The sequence below is a fragment of the Exiguobacterium sp. s89 genome (assembly GCF_018617735.1).
In the GTDB taxonomy this organism is placed as follows: domain Bacteria; phylum Bacillota; class Bacilli; order Exiguobacteriales; family Exiguobacteriaceae; genus Exiguobacterium; species Exiguobacterium marinum.
On sequence record NZ_JACSKS010000006.1, the window covers coordinates 1 to 18,805 of the forward strand.

General features: G+C 40.8%; 18 protein-coding genes. 6 read left to right on the forward strand and 12 right to left on the reverse strand.

The window, feature by feature from the left end; translation table 11 throughout:
* The first annotated feature begins 333 nt into the window (after positions 1-333).
* Genes KNO96_RS12680 through KNO96_RS12690 form a run of 3 tightly spaced genes read left to right on the forward strand, consistent with a single transcriptional unit; the run spans position 334 to position 3,286 of the window.
* The gene (locus tag KNO96_RS12680; protein ID WP_214704264.1) at positions 334-1,116 is read left to right on the forward strand and encodes an ABC transporter permease; all 783 of its coding nucleotides are present in this window, start codon (positions 334-336) and stop codon (positions 1,114-1,116) included.
* A gap of 21 nt (positions 1,117-1,137) precedes the next feature.
* Positions 1,138-2,631, forward strand: a complete 1,494-nt coding sequence (locus KNO96_RS12685; RefSeq protein WP_074037985.1) for a hypothetical protein — start codon at positions 1,138-1,140, stop codon at positions 2,629-2,631.
* A 13-nt stretch (positions 2,632-2,644) separates the two neighbouring features.
* Positions 2,645-3,286 carry an ATP-binding cassette domain-containing protein gene (locus tag KNO96_RS12690; protein ID WP_074037984.1) on the forward strand — a complete coding sequence of 214 codons (642 nt, stop codon included), beginning with the start codon at positions 2,645-2,647 and terminating at the stop codon, positions 3,284-3,286.
* Positions 3,287-3,758: 472 nt separating this feature from the next.
* Here the strand turns inward: KNO96_RS12690 and KNO96_RS12695 are convergent, their stop codons facing one another.
* From KNO96_RS12695 to KNO96_RS12700, 3 genes are all read right to left on the reverse strand, one after another.
* Entirely contained in the window at positions 3,759-3,935 is a 177-nt protein-coding gene (locus KNO96_RS12695) for a hypothetical protein (protein ID WP_214704263.1), read from the reverse strand.
* A gap of 198 nt (positions 3,936-4,133) precedes the next feature.
* Positions 4,134-4,262, reverse strand: a complete 129-nt coding sequence (locus KNO96_RS14445; RefSeq protein ID WP_285800486.1) for a hypothetical protein — start codon at positions 4,260-4,262, stop codon at positions 4,134-4,136.
* 388 nt (positions 4,263-4,650) lie between these two features.
* Entirely contained in the window at positions 4,651-6,093 is a 1,443-nt protein-coding gene (locus KNO96_RS12700; RefSeq protein ID WP_074037983.1) for a caspase family protein, read from the reverse strand.
* Between the two features lie 572 nt (positions 6,094-6,665).
* Here KNO96_RS12700 and KNO96_RS12705 point away from each other — a divergent pair.
* A complete protein-coding gene (locus KNO96_RS12705; RefSeq protein ID WP_214704262.1) occupies positions 6,666-7,658 on the forward strand; it encodes an Abi family protein in 993 nt (330 codons plus the stop codon).
* 225 nt (positions 7,659-7,883) lie between these two features.
* Here the strand turns inward: KNO96_RS12705 and KNO96_RS12710 are convergent, their stop codons facing one another.
* The 3 genes from KNO96_RS12710 to KNO96_RS12720 all read right to left on the reverse strand — a co-directional run bounded on the left by KNO96_RS12710 (position 7,884) and on the right by KNO96_RS12720 (position 9,239).
* The gene (locus KNO96_RS12710) at positions 7,884-8,048 is read right to left on the reverse strand and encodes a hypothetical protein (RefSeq protein ID WP_214704261.1); all 165 of its coding nucleotides are present in this window, start codon (positions 8,046-8,048) and stop codon (positions 7,884-7,886) included.
* A gap of 136 nt (positions 8,049-8,184) precedes the next feature.
* Positions 8,185-8,382, reverse strand: a complete 198-nt coding sequence (locus KNO96_RS12715) for a hypothetical protein (RefSeq protein ID WP_214704260.1) — start codon at positions 8,380-8,382, stop codon at positions 8,185-8,187.
* 401 nt (positions 8,383-8,783) lie between these two features.
* The gene (locus tag KNO96_RS12720) at positions 8,784-9,239 is read right to left on the reverse strand and encodes a JAB domain-containing protein (RefSeq protein ID WP_214704259.1); all 456 of its coding nucleotides are present in this window, start codon (positions 9,237-9,239) and stop codon (positions 8,784-8,786) included.
* A 371-nt stretch (positions 9,240-9,610) separates the two neighbouring features.
* Between KNO96_RS12720 and KNO96_RS12725 the strand changes: the two genes are divergently transcribed.
* Positions 9,611-9,952, forward strand: coding sequence for a YolD-like family protein (locus KNO96_RS12725; protein WP_214704258.1), 342 nt, complete (start codon positions 9,611-9,613; stop codon positions 9,950-9,952).
* A 238-nt stretch (positions 9,953-10,190) separates the two neighbouring features.
* Here the strand turns inward: KNO96_RS12725 and KNO96_RS12730 are convergent, their stop codons facing one another.
* The 3 genes from KNO96_RS12730 to merR all read right to left on the reverse strand — a co-directional run bounded on the left by KNO96_RS12730 (position 10,191) and on the right by merR (position 13,734).
* Positions 10,191-11,513 carry an ISL3 family transposase gene (locus KNO96_RS12730; protein ID WP_214704257.1) on the reverse strand — a complete coding sequence of 441 codons (1,323 nt, stop codon included), beginning with the start codon at positions 11,511-11,513 and terminating at the stop codon, positions 10,191-10,193.
* 159 nt (positions 11,514-11,672) lie between these two features.
* On the reverse strand, positions 11,673-13,313 hold the full coding sequence (gene merA, locus KNO96_RS12735; protein WP_002440486.1) for a mercury(II) reductase: 1,641 nt from the start codon (positions 13,311-13,313) through the stop codon (positions 11,673-11,675).
* 28 nt (positions 13,314-13,341) lie between these two features.
* Entirely contained in the window at positions 13,342-13,734 is a 393-nt protein-coding gene (merR, locus tag KNO96_RS12740) for a mercury resistance transcriptional regulator MerR (protein ID WP_001863748.1), read from the reverse strand.
* Between the two features lie 318 nt (positions 13,735-14,052).
* Here merR and KNO96_RS12745 point away from each other — a divergent pair.
* A protein-coding gene (locus KNO96_RS12745; protein WP_214704256.1) for an IS3 family transposase occupies positions 14,053-15,620 on the forward strand; the annotation gives its coding sequence in 2 pieces (ribosomal slippage) (positions 14,053-14,704 and positions 14,704-15,620; 1,569 coding nt in all).
* A 54-nt stretch (positions 15,621-15,674) separates the two neighbouring features.
* On the opposite strand, the gene KNO96_RS12750 is transcribed toward KNO96_RS12745, so the two are convergent.
* The 3 genes from KNO96_RS12750 to lpdA all read right to left on the reverse strand — a co-directional run bounded on the left by KNO96_RS12750 (position 15,675) and on the right by lpdA (position 18,647).
* On the reverse strand, positions 15,675-16,340 hold the full coding sequence (locus KNO96_RS12750; RefSeq protein WP_435528659.1) for a CadD family cadmium resistance transporter: 666 nt from the start codon (positions 16,338-16,340) through the stop codon (positions 15,675-15,677).
* 74 nt (positions 16,341-16,414) lie between these two features.
* Positions 16,415-17,062 (reverse strand): ZIP family metal transporter, encoded by a 648-nt coding sequence (locus KNO96_RS12755; protein ID WP_251125207.1) that lies wholly within the window; start codon positions 17,060-17,062, stop codon positions 16,415-16,417.
* Between the two features lie 175 nt (positions 17,063-17,237).
* Positions 17,238-18,647 (reverse strand): dihydrolipoyl dehydrogenase, encoded by a 1,410-nt coding sequence (gene lpdA / locus KNO96_RS12760; RefSeq protein ID WP_029336149.1) that lies wholly within the window; start codon positions 18,645-18,647, stop codon positions 17,238-17,240.
* Positions 18,648-18,805: the final 158 nt, after the last annotated feature.

Genomic DNA, 18,805 nt, shown 5'->3' on the forward strand with positions numbered 1-18,805 from the left:
ATTAATTTGTCTCATGCTACTATAGTGAATAAAAATGTAAACGACTTGAGTTCAATTATATTTAGGACTTAGGTCGTTTTACGTTTTATAAATTGTATTCAATAGGCACAATAACTCTTTTTCATATTTTTTTAGGAAAATAGAAGTGTTTTTATCAATATAGAGTTTTCCTGTTTAAAAGTTACTTTACTTAAAAAGGTGCTCTAGAGTAATCTTAAGATAGAAAATAATTCCTTTAAGGATAGTAAATATTTGTGAAAAAATTACTCGAATCTTTGATTTGAAAATAATTAATTCCTTAACAAAAGGATGAAAATGAAGTGAGGTTAATCAATGTTTAAGCAAATTAAAAAAGAATTGGTAAATGCGCTGACAACTAAAAATTTAATATTATTTGCATTTATTATTTTCATCGTCCCTTTAATCCAATTTTTAACAGTGTATAATACTTATGAATTTTTTAAGCCAATTGAAGTTTTTGAGGAGAGTATCTCTACTATTCCGGCAATGATCTTTCCAATTCTTGCGGTTTTAGTATACGTTCCTTCATTTATTTCAGAGTATAAAAATAATTTTTTGACTTATACGAGAACTAGAGTAAACCTTAACGATTATCTCGTTAGTAAAGGAATTGTTAACGCGATTTTAAGCGGAATTGTATTATTTTTAATGGTTTTCGTTACATACTTGTTTGTACAGTTTATCGAGCCTTGGTTAGGGTTAGTAAATTATACACCGATAAGTGAATCGACTGGTGATGTGAAGAATGTATTTTCGTCTTTAATTGAAAACAGCCCGTTTTTATATGCCACGATTTATGCTATATGGATTGGATTAAATGCTGCTCTATACGCTACGCTTGCTTATATTCTTGTATTATCACTTAATAGTATTTTTGTAGCGATCTCGATTCCGTTTATGGGATATCACCTTTTAAATTTTGTTTCAGGAATTTTCCAGTTTCCGCAATTTTCGCCATTGAGTACCTTGTTTCCGTTCAATATTACAGCACAACCAATTTGGACAGTTTTTGTTCCATTCACAGTAATACTTTTGATCAACTTAATCATATACAAAGTATATATTTCAAAAAAAGAAGAATGGACTTTCAATTAAGTAAAGCAGGTGACAAATTTAATGCTTGAAACAATCTTTAAAGAATTTACAAAAATAAAGTGGCTGTTAGTTGGTACAGTAATATTTTTTTATAGCTTATATCTAAAAAAACAAATATTTAGTTTTGCAGGAGAATACTCATTAAATATCAATATATGGGATCCGATCTACTCACTTCAAAATGATTCATATCTTATGGTGTATTTTTTAATTCCGATTATAATCTTTACTTCAGTCAAAACAATCACTACTAAATTTGATTACATATTGCTTATACGACTAAAGTCGTTCAATTCATGGATGCTTTATACGACTAAAGAATTTTTAGTTCAAATCTTCCCTATGTTTGTCCTGTTGTTTATACTTAGCCTGTTAATGTCTATCGGCTTACCATTCCAGATGCACTGGAGTGAATATAGCAAATTAATTAATGGTGTGAACGAATTAAACGAGTTATATTCAGAATTTCAAAATCCTCTAGCACCACTATTCTTTCAATTCTTATTATGGATAGTTACTTCAATAAGTCTTCATGGAATGCTGGTTTTATTATTTTTAATGCATCAGAAGTACCAGTACTTGTATATCGAGGCAGCTCTTTTATTTTTACTTTGTGTTTTTGGATTTAAAATTTTTCCATCAGAATTTAAATTTTTATCTCCTTCAGTTTATTTTACAATTGCTGCTGCAATAAATGCTTTATCAAGTATATGGATCATTTTTATAATTCCTATAACGCTTTTTATTTTTGAATTTTTTATTATTAAGTATTTAATTGAATTAAAAAAAATATTTAGGATAATAAAAAAAGAGACGCTCCCTTATACTATTTACAGTACATTGATATTTATTTATATTTTGATGACTTATCAAAATAACAAAGTAGATATTTTAACACTGGGTGACTGGATTACGGTAATTTTCTTGGGAGTGAGTGCTTTTAATTCTTCTTTTACATCTTTATTTGCATATCTGATTATTTTTTTTGGCTTATCATATTTAAGCCAAATTCGACTCTCTCATGAAATCGGTGAAATAAGTCATTACAAAATTATTAGATACGGAAGTATTGATAAATGGTTCTTCAAAGTATTTATGAAAGAATCATTGTTCCTTTTCAGTGTTTTATTATCCATTATAGGATTTGTAGTTTTATTTGGGATCTTTAATGGGTTAGACCCTTCTTTGAAAACAGACATAACATCACTACAGAATAGTAACTTGATTCTTTTTATCATTTGTTTCTCATTCCTTCAGCTTGTATGTTATTTGCTTTTTAGCTTTATTACTTTATGGAAGTCCTCTGAGGGTTATTTTTTACTAATCTTGTTTGGAGTATTATCTTTTATGTTATTACCAGGGATAAATGTATGGGGTGTTTTTCCGGTTGGATTAAATGCTGTAATCGTTACTGAGTCATTCAGTCTTCAGCATTTGCTAATTGTTTTGTTCGCTTATATTGTAGGTTCTTTAATGTTTTTAAAAGTAATGTTCTCTAAAAGTCTTAAAGTATGAAAGGGGTAGTAAAATGGGAATAATAAGTTTAGAAAACGTATCGAAGACATATATGGGCAATATCTTATTTGATAGTGTTGATTTAACAATCAATCAAGGTGAAATTGTTGGTATTGTTGGACCAAACGGATCAGGTAAATCTGTCTTATTTAAAATGATGTGTGGATTCGTTTTTCCTGATGAAGGGACAGTAACAGTAAGAAATAACAAGCTACATAAAAAAAACCGCTTTCCAAAAGATTTTGGGATACTTATTGATCGTCCAGGTTACATAGCAAATAAAACAGGTTTTGAAAATTTAAAACAACTCGCTTTGATTCAAGATAAAATTAACGATAAAGAAATTGAAGAAACAATGATTAAAGTCGGTTTACAACCAAAGAATCAACAAAAGGTAAAAAATTATTCATTAGGTATGAAACAGAAATTAGCGATTGCACAAGCCATTATGGAGAACCAAGACGTTCTTATTTTAGATGAAGCGTTTAATGCGCTTGATCATGACAGTGTAAAATCATTACGAAACATGCTTTTAGATTTCAAGAAGGAAGGAAAAACGATTCTTATAACTAGTCATAATTCTGAAGATATTGATGCGCTGTGTGATAAAGTTTATAGAATCAATCAAAGCAAGGTTGACTTGGTACAAAAATAAAAAAACATATGAAGCGTAAACGATATGGCTCCCTCAAAAATGTACAGTTGAAATAATAAAACTGTATATTTTTGAGGGAGTTTTGTCTATGTCCAGAATAAGTACTCTGCCAATGAAAAGTTAACAGTCGTTAAAAATTTTGAAGAAGATTTCAGAACGATGTGAACCTAGATAAAATTTACAGTTTTTGCTCGATACGATTTTACACTATTGCCGAAGAATCAGAACACAACTCCTATAGATTAATGAGGTCACTGAAAAACTCAAAATGATATTGAACAGTGGAGCGTTGTCCCGACAAGAGTTGACGCTCTCCTGTTTTCCTTTTGACGAATCCGATTTTTGGGTCCAGGCGAGAGCAACGCGAGTCGCCGCCCCACAAAAGAAAAACGCACGTCTTTCGTCCTTGCTCTTCTCGGATGGACCGAGATCGGTCAACCGGCCCCACTCCTTCACGTTTAACCTCGCTGTTTCATGCTGACGTATGACTCGTCCGCACCGAGGATGAGATGTTCGAGCGGTGGGATGCCGATGACCCGATTTGTCGGGCACTGTCCGGAGAATGGATGATGGCGTGCTCGAGGGCGACCATTTCCTCGTGAACCTCTTGGTTGATGCGGATGACCTCGATGATGGCAGATAGTTCCATGATGGTTTGTCCCCTTTCGGATAGATAAGCTGACCACAGAACAAACACCGTTGTACATCCTGTGGACGGGTCGGTATCGATGACTGGGCTTGAAGAAAACGAAAAAAGTACGGGACAATCACCTGCGACCTTGAGACCAGACGGCCGATTGCCTTGCTTTCCTCTCGGGATGTTAACACCGTCTCTGCCTAGTTTCGCTCACATCCTACCATTCATGTCGTGGCATGGGACGTATCCGTCGAGTTCCGGGAGACCATCCGTTTGGTCGATAAGACGATTCAAGAAGTCAAAGATTCCGGATTCAGTATGCCAATCAGAAGTGGCCATTGGCTGTATCCTTATATGCAAGACAATGACGGAGATGGCATGGTCGGAGAGTAATCATACTTATTCGACGGTCAAATAGAATCACATTGATTAAACGCATCCTCGTAAAATCGAAGGATGCGTTTTTTTTGTCCTGCTTCATTCTGCAATTTTTATACGGTGGTAACACCTGACTTTGAAACGTATTTCACTGTTGAGACTCACGGCTCTCCGATTCGCCTTGGCTGACCACATGTTTGGACATATCGTATAAGCTTACAAACACCATTGCATTCTTCGTCATCTTTTCATCCATCGGTGTTCTTAATTAAAAAAGCATCCGGCAAGCATGCTTCATCTCGATTCTCCTGATTATGCTTACTTGCTCTGCGTCTTCTTGTCTTTACAATCATTTCAATGAAAAATGTACAGGTTGGTCCACCGTGATGGTTGACGGCGTGACATTTGTGTAGACGCGGGGACGTCTTCCTTGAAGGGTGATACGGGTGATGGCGTGATCTTCGATATACAAGTTCAAAGAACTCACCTCAGCCACGATGGATTTAAAGACGAGCACCGCGATCAGGTGAAGCCTGATGCATTCCAGCGGTACATGCTGATCGAGGAGGTCCGGAATCAATCGATCGGACACCTCATAGTCGGATGACATCCCATAAATGACTGAAGATGAATGACCGATTTTGACATGGCTTGGCACTTCTTTGTTGAACAGATAGTGGTCGATTCTCAGTTTGGCAATTTCATCAGGTGTGATACCATTGAACGAAGCGTTATCAAACATAGGATTCCCATGCTTATTATCACTGGAGACCAGCTTGAGATTGATTGTTTTTTCGCCCCCAACCACTTCGACATCCACTTCGTCTACACGCACAAATTCAGCCGAGTCCTCAATCGCTAGCGGTTGCTCCGTTCTCCACATCTGCTTGAGCACCTCCTCGATTCCTTTTGAGTTGGGTTTGGCCTCCAAGATCAAAATGTATGACTTGTCAGAACGATTGTAGCGATAGGAGAAGTAGCGTGCGTGTACACGTCCTAGTAGAAACCAATCTCCAGAGTTGTCGACCACTCGCTGCCCACCATCGAAGAGTGGTGCCGGTGACAGATTCGATCCGGCCTCTCTTGTCTTCACATTCTTGATGACGACGGGTGGACCGGAGAGCTTACCCTTCATGACAGGATGTTGATTTGGGAACTCGTTAGATAGTGCCTGACTGACATACGAATAGAGGTTGTAGATATCGACTTCCCCGCTCGAATTCGTCGCCCCACCTTCCAGACCACGGATCAAATGATCGGTGAAGGCGCCGTGTCCATCACGATCCCAGGCCGACTGATTTTCCGTGCACGCTGCGATGACAAACTTCCCAGATCCTTTGATTTCAAGCCCTCTGTCCATCAGACTGTCGATTGATCGCATGACCGCACCGCTATGGCATGTGTCAAAAAAGCTCAAGACCGTGCGCGCCGGCGTTCGGTCGATATGATCCCGGACGTCGGACATATTGATGCTCGTGTCTCCGATAGCATGACGATCTGCATCGTACGGAAGGAAATACGCACTGGTCTCGCTGAATCCCCCATGCCCCGCCCAATAGAGGAACAAGACGTCCTCTGGGGACGCCTCCTCAAAAAAGCTTCTCAGTGTATGTGTTAATATCGACTTGGTCGTCAAGTTCCCACTCAGAATCTGCACATCGGATTGTCGGAAGATGGCCGGCGCCTCCGTCAACAATCGATTGATTTCGCTGACATCGTTAAAAGTGTTCGGAAGAGCCGTTATCTCATGATTCCGTTGCTCGTTGACTGCGATTAATAGCGCTTTGTACAAACTTACCCCCTGCCTCTCTACTATTTACATATATTGTATTATACAATATACCACGCTCCCACAACGAGGCAAAGGCAACTTCTTATTGCGCTATTTGTTATACGAACAAACCTGTTCACTATTGCTTATTCAGTTAATCCGTCATGCATCCAAGGCCATCTTATGATCAAGTAACTGTCCGCTGGAACATGTTATTGGTAAGTCAGCGTTACCTGAAGAAAATCTATTTTTTCTTCCCCGTCAGGGAGCCTTACCTACAGAGTTTGACTACATAATGATGTGACGATCGAACACAAACATAATTTTCTCACTTGCCGAATAGATACTACATATAGTCTTATCTCTACCATAATCCACCCTTATCATCTATATTTAGTTAAAAAGTTCTTTACTTGTTCGCTGAATCTGTGCTATTATGTTTAGCGTTGTCATTGACATATTGGTACCGGTCGAATATAGTATAAGTAATCAATGAGCAGGCTGGACTGACCAGCCAACAACGGCCCCTTACCTTTCGGTAAGGGGCCGTTTATTTTATACTAATCATATACTGCCTATGAAGGAGCACAAACATGTCAAAACCGGAAAAGGTCTTCAAGTCAACGACCGATCAACTGAAATTGCTACAAGAGCGCGGTCTGGTAATCGATGATCCGATGTTCGCAGAAGAGGCCTTGATTCGAACGAGCTACTACGAAATCATCAATGGCTACAAAGACCTGTTCATCAACATAGACAGTGAAGAAGAGCAATTCGAATCCGGGACAACCTTCTCGGAAATCTATTACCTGTATGAACTTGATAACACCATCCGTTTCGCGATGCTGTCGGCGACCCTTTCCGCGGAGAACCTGTTACGTTCAGTCATAGCCTACGTGCTTGCCGAGAATCACGGTCATTCCGTCAAGGACTATCAACATAACAGAAACTTCCGACAAGGGAAAAAAATGATTCGTGGGCGCGCCAAAGGGAAATTTGAGCGGGAATTATTGTTGCAGATCTTCTCCGAGGTTTATTATTCGACGCATCAACCGATGGCCTATTATCGGGAGACCTATCAGGACATGCCCCCTTGGATCCTGGTGAAGGGACTGAGCTTTGGGAACCTTCAATACCTGTTCAAACTGATGTTGCCGGAATCAAAGACAAAAGTCATCGCACGGGCGACAGGCATGAATTCAGAATTGATCACTGATCAGACCAAACAAGCTTTCGCCGAGACATTCGATATCCTCGTCGCCTTCCGAAATTGGGCTGCCCATGGAGGACGTGTTTACAATCACCGTGTGCGAAAGCGCCTGAGCTACTCTCCGGTCCATACCCGCTTTGGTGTGACACACTCCGCCTATCAAAAACATGACCGTGGCCAAAGTGATGTCTTGAGTTTCATTATCGCGTTGTCTTATTTGAGAGACCGGGGCATCCAGGATGGGTTCCTTCACGCCGTCACGTCAGAGATCGACGATTACCTGATGCGATTCCCCCGACACAAGACGTTGCTGTTAAGGCAGATGAACATCCCGGACCAGCTCTATCAAGAGTGGAGCCATATTCGACAGCATTGACCTGAACCCGCGACCTCTCGCGGGTTTTCGTCGCGCGTCGCCAGACGCGCTCCCGCTCTTGATTTTGACTTTACCTTACGCTCCGTGCCTCCCGTCAGAAAGGGCCAGGAACATAGAGATGCGGCGGTGAGCCAGCAGCTCTTGTTATCGGACCGTCAGGGGGGCAGCGGTGCGATGAGCGACTTCGCCTCGAGGCGTTAGACGCTCACGCATGAGCCCGGATCATCATTCTTTCTCCCATGCACCGTATAGATACACTTTCTTGATTGGATGCTCTTCCGCATCCAGATAGATCACTACGCGAAAATAAGGCGAGTTCCGTCCCTCATCGAACCGGACGAGCGGATCCAACCCTTCGAACGCATAGTCATCAAGTATCCGCTCGTTCATCACGTCTCACCCCTTTCAGTTTTTATAGACCAATTCCCAATACTTATGCGATTCACGCTTCGTTCAAAGACTCACTAAATAAAAATGTATACATGTATACAAATCTACAAGTATCCATGTATACATTTCGAAACAATCAGTTATGTACTTGAAGCGTGTTCGTATTAAAGAAGACCGTCATCTGTTTCAATCGTTCCCCTTCTTTCACTTCACAAAGGATATCCATGCTCACCAACTCGAATGCCTCAGGGTCGATGTCCATCCGTTCGGGAAGTCTTCTAAGCAATACCTCTTTCATCTCTTCAATCGTTTGTTGGTCCAATGTGTGATTCATTTGAATCATCCTCTCCTGTTGATAGCTCAACGATACCTTGAATATGACCTCTCAACATCTCGCCTTGTTTCATGTAAGCCCTGGGCTTGTTTGAAACAAGCCCAGGGCTTACATAGGAAAAACGAACATTTTCACCAAACAAGCACTCATTTTTCATTAATCCAAACATCGCAAATACACATTCATGAAAAAACAGAGCAACGTGATTTCTTTATGCCTTTAACTTCTCACCAAAACCATTTGTTTTCGCCACGCGAAAACATTCCTTTTCCCGGATCCGAATTCTGGATCCAGGCGAGAGCAACGCGAGTCGCCCCTCTCGTCAAAGAAAAACGCATGTTTTTCCTCCTTGCCCTTTCCGGACGGACCAGGACCGGTCCCCCGGCCCCGCTCCTTTCCATTCAACCCATGTAACCTCGCTGTTTCATGCTGACATACGACTCGTCCGCTCCAAGGATGAGATGGTCGAGCACCGGGATGCCGATGAGGTCACCCGCTTCATGCAGTCGTTCTGAGACGAGGATATCCTCCCGGCTCGGGCTCGGGTCCCCGCTCGGATGTTGGTGACAGGCGATGATGCACGAGGCATTGTTCAAGATGGCGCATTTGAAGATTTCCCGCGGGTGGACGACACTCGAATTGACGCTCCCGACGTGCGCCCGATGGACGCCGATGACCCGATTCTTCGTGTTGAGCATGATGACGAGGAACACTTCACGGTCATCATCCCCGATAAAGGATGCCCCGATTTGTCGGGCATTGTCGGGTGATTGGATGACGGCGTGCTCGAGGGCGATCATTTCCTCTCGAATCTCTTGCTTGATACGGATGACCTCGACAATTGATGATAGTTCCATGTTGGTTTGTCCCCTTTCGGATAAGCTGACCTCAGAACGAACACCGTTGTGCGTCCTGTTGACGGGAACGAAGCGAGCGTCGGGAGACGGTGCAAGGGCGACCGGAGGGAGAGCCTCAAAAAAATGCGTAGAGCGCACGGAGGGACAGGCTTCCGTAGCCAACGAGCGAAAAGCCTTGCTTTGAGCCAAAAGTGAAGGAAGACGGGACGGAGGGCGCGTCATTTTTTTGACGTTCCTTGCACCGACGACCAGCGAGCTAGAGTACGGAAACAGGACGAACGAATCCCCGATCACGAAAAAGGCTGTTCAAACGAGAGAAATCGGGTATAAAATAAGAACAAACGTTCGCTTTATTAGGAGGGTGATTTATTATGACGATGTATCGAGACCGAGGTGAGCTGAAATGGATCCCATTCCTCATGCCAGAGCACAAGGCGCTACTGACGAAATACTATAAGGAAATCCAAAAGATTGAGATGCCCGATGTCGATGAACAGGTCCTATCGGTCTATGAGAATGTGTTGAATGACGCGATCTTCAGCGGAGACATGGTGGAGGTGAAATATGTGGAGGAGCGGGAGATGAAACGATTCAAGGGGTTCGTGCACCGGACGAACTATTTGGAGCGGACCGTCGAACTGGCCAATCAGCGGGACGGGATCATCCATGTGCCGTTCGAGGTAATCATTCACGTGGAACAATCGATGGACTAACGCCCTGGCAGTTGTTCGAAGTCTGTGTCACGAAAATTATTTCGTGACACAGACTTCCCTAAAAATGAAATAAAATCCTGATTAGCTCTCATTAACTTTATCATCAAAGAATAGCTCCCTAAAACATCAAGACATTATATATTTTTGTACTTCTTTAATTTTTTTCATCTTTTGTGAGAAAGTACATACTGACTCCTAAATAAATAAAGGGTATTCGGATTTCATGGTGGAAAAGGGCTTATAAATCACCCTTCTCAAAATTCTTAATAAGTGTGGAAAAATCGACACCAAAGTTGTCTGTAATGTCGTGATCATTCACTTCATACCAATTGAAAGTATCGTATAACATAGCTTTATTGAAAGCACTTGAATTAAATCGTGGCTTACGCTTTTTATGGAGCTTCTCATTGAAAAGGATTTTGGCTCGTAAGGCATCAAACGAGTAACCTCTACCCATTCGCTCTACCTGCCTAATAATGCTGTTAATTGACTCCGTATAAGCATTAGTGAGCCTTTTATCAAAGTAGTTGAATATTTCGACATGCCAGTTGTCTACGGCTCTCACGAGGTCTTTATATGCGTCTTTAGAGTTGCTGGACATACAACGGTGTCTCCATTGACTATAACGAAGATGACCTTCATCTGGATCAGGAGTATCCCATATCCAGTAAAACTCTTCTTTGAGTTCATAGGCTTCTTTTAAAGCAGGAAGATTACCTAACCAAGTATCTAAGAGGAATGATTCACGTTCATTTAGATCGTGTTTACGCTTTAGAAGGATAAACCTTTCACGCATAAGGGTACGTCTTTCTTTTTGGCTCATATGGGCTTTCAAAGACTTTCTGACGTTATCTAAGGCTTGATTAGCCATTCTAACTACATGAAACTTATCTACGACAACTTTAGCGTGTGGAAGGATAGTGTTCACTGCGTCTTTGTAGGGCTTCCACATATCCATTGTGACGTACTCAATGTAAGTCCTGTCACTGATTTCTGAAAGACGTTGGATGACTGTTTCCTTGTTACGGTTAGGCTTGATGTCATAAATAGTCCTGCGTTCAATATTAGTCAATACAAGCCGAGGTCTACGGATAATATGTATCTCGTCTATCCCAAGCCACTTAGGAGTTTCAAACTGGTATTCACGTTCTTTGAGTGCCACATAGTCCTTAAAAACGTTCCTAATGGTTTTCTCGTCAACACCAACGCTTTCTGCGACTTCTACAAAGGTCTTAGACATGGATTGCTCTTGAATGGACTTTAAAAGCCTTTTGGTCATACTACGCTTTTCATCTACAGATATTAGGCGTTCCCAGAAGGTAGATCCGCATTCACGACACTTGTATCGTCTACGGTTCAATTGTAAGCCCACTCGCTTTAAACGAATGGGCAAATCCATAATTAGTTGATTTCTTGAACTGTGTTTGTACAACTTGTCAAAACCACATTCAGGACAACGTTCAGGTGGTCCGACTGCTTCAACTTTAAACATCATATCGGTTTCATTTTCTTGTGGCGGTTCTATTGTTTTAATGTCTGGTAGGGATAATAAGTCTGACATATTATTCATCCTTTATTACTCTGCGGTGTTAAGGTATCAATTATAGATTTGATGTCGAAATCATCAGTGTTAAATTATTTTTGTGACCACAAATGCACTTAGAAAATCCCTTAAAGCATTAGCTGGTTCACTTGAATAGGGAGTTGTAAAAAAGTTCCCTTAGCCTGCACAACAAGATAATTTCGAAATATCTTTATCGAACGTAAGTGCAGCTAATTTTAGCCCTTCAGCCATTGTTAAATATGGTGCTAGGGTTTCTGTTAAATCTTCTATCGTTAAGCCAAATTTAACAGCTAATGATGCTGCATAGATGACATCTCCTGCATTCTCAGATACAATATGAACCCCTAATACTTTTAGTGTTTCTGCATCTGCTACTAGTTTAAATACACCGGTTGTTTCACGGTTTACAATTGCTCTTGGAACAGCATCTAAAGGTAATACAGATGTCTTCACATCATACCCTTTCTCTTTTGCTTGTTCTTCTGTTAAACCAACCGTTGCAACCGTCGGATTCGTAAACGTAACAGCAGGAACTACCGATAAATCTATTTTTTTGTTTAATCCACCAATAGCATTATCAGTAATAATTCCACCTTCATAGGCTGCTACATATACAAATTGTGGTCCTAAAGTCACATCTCCTGCTGCATAAATCTTTTCATTACTTGTTTGACCAAAATCATTGATCAGGATTTCATTATTTTTTCCAGTTTCAACACCTGCTGCACTTAAATTTAAAGAATCCGTATTTGGTTTTCTTCCAGTGGCAACAAGTAACTGATCTGATTCAATGACTTCTCTACTGCCATTTACTGTTACGTAAACCCTTTTTATCTCTCCACTTTGTTCAACACGCTCAAAAGTTGCCCCTTTGACAAGGTTTATACCCTGTTCAATTAACGCTTTTTCAACTGACTCTGAAATCTCAGGATCATACTCCTTTAAAAGTCGCTCACTTCTTTGCATAAGCGTTATTTCTGAACCTAAATGATGAAATAGTTGTCCAAGCTCCATTCCAATGTATCCTGAACCAATTACAGTTAATCGTTTTGGTATTTTCTTTAACTCAAGAAGTGTTGTACTAGTTAAATAGTCCATTTTTTCAAGTCCTGAAATTTGGGGCAACGAAGGCGATGCACCTGTTGCAATTAAAAAGCGTTTTGCAGATAACTTTGCCCCATTGACCTCAACCGTACTAGCATCAACGAATTTTGCTTCACCTTTAATTAAATCAAAATTATATTCATCAATTAAATCCATATATTTTTGATTCCGAAGTTCGCTCACTAATTTATCCTTTTGCGTGATTAAACTAGCTAAATCCACTTCTCCAGCGGATGTTTGTAAACCTATAAACGGATTGTCTTTTGATAAATGATTGATTTCCCCTGCCCTAAGAAGAGTTTTTGACGGAACACAGCCAATATTCACACAGGTTCCCCCAACCGTTCCACGCTCAATCATTCCAACTTTTGCACCGTATTCTATAGCTTTAATTGCCGAAGAAAAGGCAGCAGCACCAGAACCAATAATAAGAAGGTCATAATTGTCTTCATTAATTAACGCCACGTTTTCTAGTGATGATACTTCTTCAATTTCTCCGGCTTGGTAATTTGCTTCATCAATCGCCTTTATTGCACTTTCAACCTCAATATCATCGGGCAGTTCAAATACTGCTTCACCACGACGATAACTAGACTCAATATTTTTAGCACCTATCTTTTCAAGTGCTGATTCTACGTGTTTTTCACAACCCGTACAAGTCATTCCTGAAATGTTTACCTTAAATTTATTCATAAAAAAGCTCCTTTCGTTAATTAATCTCTCATGTTAATGTTTCTATTATTGGACACGAATGTAATTGCTTTTCATCTGGACATCGTTGTTTTAAGTCGTCTAACATAGTTTCAATTCGTTTTAAATCCTCTATTTGTTTTTGCACTTCCTTTTGTTTTTTAGAAACAAATTCGAACATATCTTGACAACGAACTTCATCTTTATCTACAACACCAAGTAATTTATAAATCTCGCTTAAAGAAAAACCAAGTTCCTGTATTCGTTTAATAAACCCAACACGCTTAACGTCATCATATGAATATATCCGATAACCAGCTTCCGTTCGGTGAGGTTCTTGTAATAAATTTTTTCGCTCGTAATATCTGATCGTTTCTTTATTAACTCCACATTTATCTGCAAACTCACTAATGCGATAAATCATCTTATTTCACCCCATGAATATTATAAACCGTGTACCATAGTACACGGTCAAGTAAATTGGACTATTTTATTTTTTTCCCAAAGTATCACTCGTATGTGATTGATACTTTTATATAATATTATTGATTATCCTAACATCCCACCAGAAAATCCGATTTAAACACCAGTTGTTTTTAAACTATTAAGAAAGTAATTCCACTATATATTCCGAAGACCCTAAATAAACAAAAAGAATAACTGACTCAAGAATGATATGCTCCCCAATAGGTAGACAGATGAAATAACAAATCTGTTTATTCTATTGGGGAGTGTTTTTTTTATGGCGAGAAGTCGGCATTCAATCGAACAAAAACTGGCTGCACTGCGCATGATGGAAGAAGAAACGCATACATGGAAGGAAATCATGGAGACTCATCACGTTTCTGAGAATACCCTCCGGGTGTGGAAAGTGAAATTCGATACCGGCGGGAGTGACGCATTGAAGGAATCGAAGACATGGAAACTGTACACCAAGGAACAGAAAATCGCGGCCGTCCGTGACTACCTCGACGGGGCCACCACGATGGAAGTCCTCTCCAACTATCAAATCAGTGATGGATCTGTTCTTCGAAAATGGATTAAGAAGTATACTAGTCATAGCGAGTTAACAGATTCGAGAAAAGGGATGGATCGAGCTATGACAAAAGGGAGAAAGACCACATTCGAGGAACGCATGGAGATAGTCAGGTATTGCCTGGACAACGGACGGAACTATCAACGGACGGCCGAGGTATTCGCCGTGTCGTACCAACAGGTCTATGGGTGGACGAAAAAATATGACGCCGACGGCGTGCACGGGCTCGAGGACCGGCGCGGACGGACGAAGCAAGAAGAGGAACTGACCAACGAGGAGAAGCTCGAACGTCGCATTCAACAGATCGAGCGGGAGAAAGAGCGCCTTCGTGCCGAGAACCTGTTCCTAAAAAAGTTGGAGGAAATCGAGAGGAGAGGTTGATCAGCCAGATCAGGCTACAATTGCGATACATGGTCATCGAGGAAATGTCGACGACCGACACGTTCCCGGTCGTGCTCCTGTGCGAGATCGCGCAGGTCTCACGGGCCGCCTACTATAAATGGTTGAAGCGTACCGTCTCGGTACGCGAAGAAGAGAACTTGAGCCTATTGGAAGACATCCGCCTCCTCTACGACCAGGTGAACGGGACCTACGGTTATCGACGGATCACCATGACGGTCAATCGCAGACGACGCCAGCATGACCTGCCGGCATACAATGAGAAGCGCATCTATCGTCTCATGCGTATCCATGAGATCCGTTCGGTCATCCGCCAGAAGCGAAAACGGCACAAAAAGTCGTCACCACAACATGTGGCAGAGAACGTATTAAACCGTGAATTCACAGTTAAAAAGCCGAATGAGAAATGGGTAACGGATGTGACAGAATTTAAATATGGCCTATCTAAGAAGGCCTATCTAAGTGTGATTCGTGATCTTTATGACGGATCCATTATTAGCTATGTGCTGGGACACTCTAATAATAATCAACTGGTATTTAAAACGCTTGACCAGGCAATCGTACGATTGCATCAAGAACACCCACTGATTCATAGTGATCGTGGATTCCAATACACCTCTAAGGCGTTCAAGCGTAAATTAGAGGCGGCAGGAATGACTCAAAGTATGTCACGGGTTGGTCGCTGTATTGATAATGGACCAATGGAATCTTTTTTCGGCACGTTAAAATGTGAAAAGTATTATTTACATAAGTATCAGACCTTTGAAGAACTTAACATTGCCATAAATGAGTACATCTATTTTTATAATCACGAAAGATACCAAAAACGATTAAACGGCCTCAGCCCTAAAGAATATAGAGCGAAAGCCGCTTAAATCACTTTTATTATTTCCACTGTCTACTTGACGGGGGGCAGTTCAGATTATTTTTTAATAATTTATTAAACTCAAAAGGGCACTAAACGTTTCGTTCTCTGCCATGATGTATACCCCTAATCCAACAAAGACTATAGGGATAATCCATCTTCCGTATTTCTCCAAAACTTCAGAAACATGTCTGAAGGAAGCTAAACGATATCCTACAAAACACCAGACAGCAACCATTATAAAGAAGATAATAACCGTAATTACCAGTTCATTCACACTTAAAGTTGTAAAATAAGGCACATAGATGCCGATATTGTCCCCGCCATTAGCGAATGTGATGAAGGCTACACTCATAAATAGTTTGTTAAATCTCCCTGAGTTTAAACTGGAGAGGATCGCACCTTCATCTTCATCTTCACCCTTAATAAACAGTTTAATCCCTAAATAGATCGGAATTAAACCAAGCAATCCAACCCATTTTTCTGGAATCAACATGACGCCAAAAGTTCCCAAAAGACTGATCAAAACCAGCAAGGCAAAACCTAAGTATTGCCCAATGACTATATCTTTAGGGTAGATCCGGTTACTCTTTGTCTGCGCGTTCATCTTTAAACCGCCAGTCGCTCTAGCCTGTGCATTTGCCTGAGAGAACAGCAGCATCAAAACAAAAATATCATCAATATTGGTTACTAAGAAAGCCCCAATTGCGGAAATAATAGTCAAAGCCACTTTTATCAACTCCATGGTAAGTTATTAAAACATTCACACGTATGTTTGAATGTTATGAATAGGTTCTCCCCTGCTTAGTGTAAATATACGGGAAGTAGCTCCCCTATCCAGTGAAGAGCAAAATATAGCAATATCCCTACAAAAAAGAAAAGAATAACGACTCTGTCTTCAGTGGCACTAACAACAGGCAGCAAGTCAACGGTAGATATGTATAGAAATATTCCTGCTGTAATGGAAAGAGCTATCGCGAGGATGCTGCTATCTACCATAAAAAATTGTGTTAGAGACACGGCTGCGATCGCGCCTGTTATCGTTGATAGACCCAATAAGAAAGATGCTCCTATCGCCTTCTTCTTGCTTTCAAAGCTTGCAAATACGATGGAAGAAATCGTTAAACCATCCGGAATTTTATGTATTAATACAGCAATCAATACAACAAATCCTATTCTCTCGTCTATTTTGAAACTGGCTACAATAGAGACACCATCAAAAAACGTGTGAACCAGCATGCCCAATAAAGCACTAAAGGTTGTGCTTTGAGAATGAGAATGTTTATGAGTCTCTTCTCCGAAATGAAAATGGGGTGCAAGAAACTGCTGGAACAAAAAGATCAAACCAAATCCAATAACAATATATAGGGCACTGGATTCCTGAATTTCTAATGCTTCTGGTATTAAATCCATAATCGCAATAGCGAAAAGTATCCCGGCGCTCAGCGCCATTAAGCCATTTAAGCCCCTTCTAGACCAATTTTTTTAAGAAAGATCACAAAGCCACCCAGGACATTTGCGAAAGCCGCAGTTAGGACGTAAAACAAAATGTCCATTAATTCCCCCACTCCATTAAATGAAAAGTTTAACCTGCACTTATGAAAAGTGCCGGTCTGCTGCATTCACATTATTTCTTTTTATTCAGCATGTGAATGGCGTGCCCCATCACACCTTCCGCCGCTTCCATCAATGGCTCAGGCAACGTTGGATGGGCATGGATTGTAAGGCTTAGATCTTCGGCAGTTGCTCCAGATTCAATGGCAAAAACTGCTTCAGCAATAAGCGACGATACTTCTGGTCCTACCATCTGTGCGCCTAACACCCTTTTGCTGTTCTTCTCGGCTACAATCTGCACAAAGCCATCTGCATCTGAAACAGATAATGCCCTTCCGTTCGCTTGGAATGGAAAACGGCTGGAAACCGTTTCGTATCCCTGTTCTTTTGCTTCTTTCTCTGTTAATCCTGTGTAGGCAACTTCAGGATCACTGAAGATAACAAAAGGCATGGCTTGAAAATCAATGATGCTGTTTTGTCCGCTAATCACTTCTGCAGCTACTTTTCCTTCGTAGCTAGCTTTATGGGCAAGGAGGTATCCGCCAGCACAGTCACCTATTGCATAAACATGCTCCACGTTTGTCTGGCATTTCTCATTTATCTTAATAAAACCACGCTCGTCTAATTCTACTCCGATATTTTCCAACCCAATTTTCCCTGTGTTCGGCTTTCTTCCTATAGAAACTAAGCAATAATCTCCGTTAACCACTTCTTCCTTGCCATCAACCTGTACACGAACTTTTACTTCATCCCCTGTGTTTTCTCCGCCTTGGACCAGAGCATTGGTTACAACTGTGATACCTAGTTCTTTTAGATGCCGTTTTACCACATTTGTAAGCATAGGATCGGTACCTGGAAGAATCGTGTTGGACCCTTCGAGAATGGTCACTTTTGATCCGAATTTGGCATAAGCAGTGCCCAGCTCCAAACCAATATAACCACCGCCTACCACAACTAAATGTTTTGGTACTTCCTGCAGCACTAATGCCTCAGTGGAAGAAATGATTCTTTTTTTATCAAATGGCATACTTTTTAGTTCGAAAGGCAAAGATCCTATCGCAAGGATTAAATCTTTGTAGGAATATACTTGTTCTTCGTTATTCATTTTGATTTTAGCCGTATAGGGTTTAGTAAGATAGGCTTCTCCACTGATTACCTCTACTCCATTGCCTTTCAGTAAGGTCTTAACCCCGCTGGTTAACTTATTCACGATGCCGTCTTTCCACTTTACTACTTCCGGCATATCTACTTGAACTTCACCAGAAACCTTGATGCCCATTGCACTGGCGTGTTGAATATGTTTTACCCGCTCAGACGCACTAATAAGAGCTTTTGATGGGATACACCCCCGGTTAAGGCAAACGCCCCCTAGTTCTGCTTTATCTACCAGAACCACTTTTTTCCCCAACTGGGCCGCCCGTATGGCCGCCACATAACCTCCAGATCCTGCTCCTATTACTAACAAATCGACATCTTTTGTCATTTTAGCTTCCTCCTCCGGTGATTTCAGAATGAAATAAACGAACGGTCTTTCACGAAAAAACAGAACCGTTTTCGTGCAATATGTAATCCTAAAACTGCTGTGAACCAGCCTGTAACGTGTACCCGTTTTTAATCATTTTTAATGTAACTAACCCCAAA

Excerpts from the sequence above, each read along its gene's own strand:
- KNO96_RS12680 (WP_214704264.1), top strand. The coding sequence starts at position 334 with ATGTTTAAGCAAATTAAAAAAGAATTGGTAAATGCGCTGACAACTAAA.
- KNO96_RS12685 (WP_074037985.1), top strand. The coding sequence starts at position 1,138 with ATGCTTGAAACAATCTTTAAAGAATTTACAAAAATAAAGTGGCTGTTA.
- KNO96_RS12690 (WP_074037984.1), top strand. The coding sequence starts at position 2,645 with ATGGGAATAATAAGTTTAGAAAACGTATCGAAGACATATATGGGCAAT.
- KNO96_RS12695 (WP_214704263.1), bottom strand. The coding sequence starts at position 3,935 with ATGGAACTATCTGCCATCATCGAGGTCATCCGCATCAACCAAGAGGTT.
- KNO96_RS14445 (WP_285800486.1), bottom strand. The coding sequence starts at position 4,262 with ATGGCCACTTCTGATTGGCATACTGAATCCGGAATCTTTGACTTCTTG.
- KNO96_RS12705 (WP_214704262.1), top strand. The coding sequence starts at position 6,666 with ATGTCAAAACCGGAAAAGGTCTTCAAGTCAACGACCGATCAACTGAAA.
- KNO96_RS12710 (WP_214704261.1), bottom strand. The coding sequence starts at position 8,048 with ATGAACGAGCGGATACTTGATGACTATGCGTTCGAAGGGTTGGATCCG.
- KNO96_RS12715 (WP_214704260.1), bottom strand. The coding sequence starts at position 8,382 with ATGAATCACACATTGGACCAACAAACGATTGAAGAGATGAAAGAGGTA.
- KNO96_RS12720 (WP_214704259.1), bottom strand. The coding sequence starts at position 9,239 with ATGGAACTATCATCAATTGTCGAGGTCATCCGTATCAAGCAAGAGATT.
- KNO96_RS12725 (WP_214704258.1), top strand. The coding sequence starts at position 9,611 with ATGACGATGTATCGAGACCGAGGTGAGCTGAAATGGATCCCATTCCTC.
- KNO96_RS12730 (WP_214704257.1), bottom strand. The coding sequence starts at position 11,513 with ATGTCAGACTTATTATCCCTACCAGACATTAAAACAATAGAACCGCCA.
- merA (WP_002440486.1), bottom strand. The coding sequence starts at position 13,313 with ATGAATAAATTTAAGGTAAACATTTCAGGAATGACTTGTACGGGTTGT.
- merR (WP_001863748.1), bottom strand. The coding sequence starts at position 13,734 with ATGATTTATCGCATTAGTGAGTTTGCAGATAAATGTGGAGTTAATAAA.
- KNO96_RS12755 (WP_251125207.1), bottom strand. The coding sequence starts at position 17,062 with ATGGCGCTGAGCGCCGGGATACTTTTCGCTATTGCGATTATGGATTTA.
- lpdA (WP_029336149.1), bottom strand. The coding sequence starts at position 18,647 with ATGACAAAAGATGTCGATTTGTTAGTAATAGGAGCAGGATCTGGAGGT.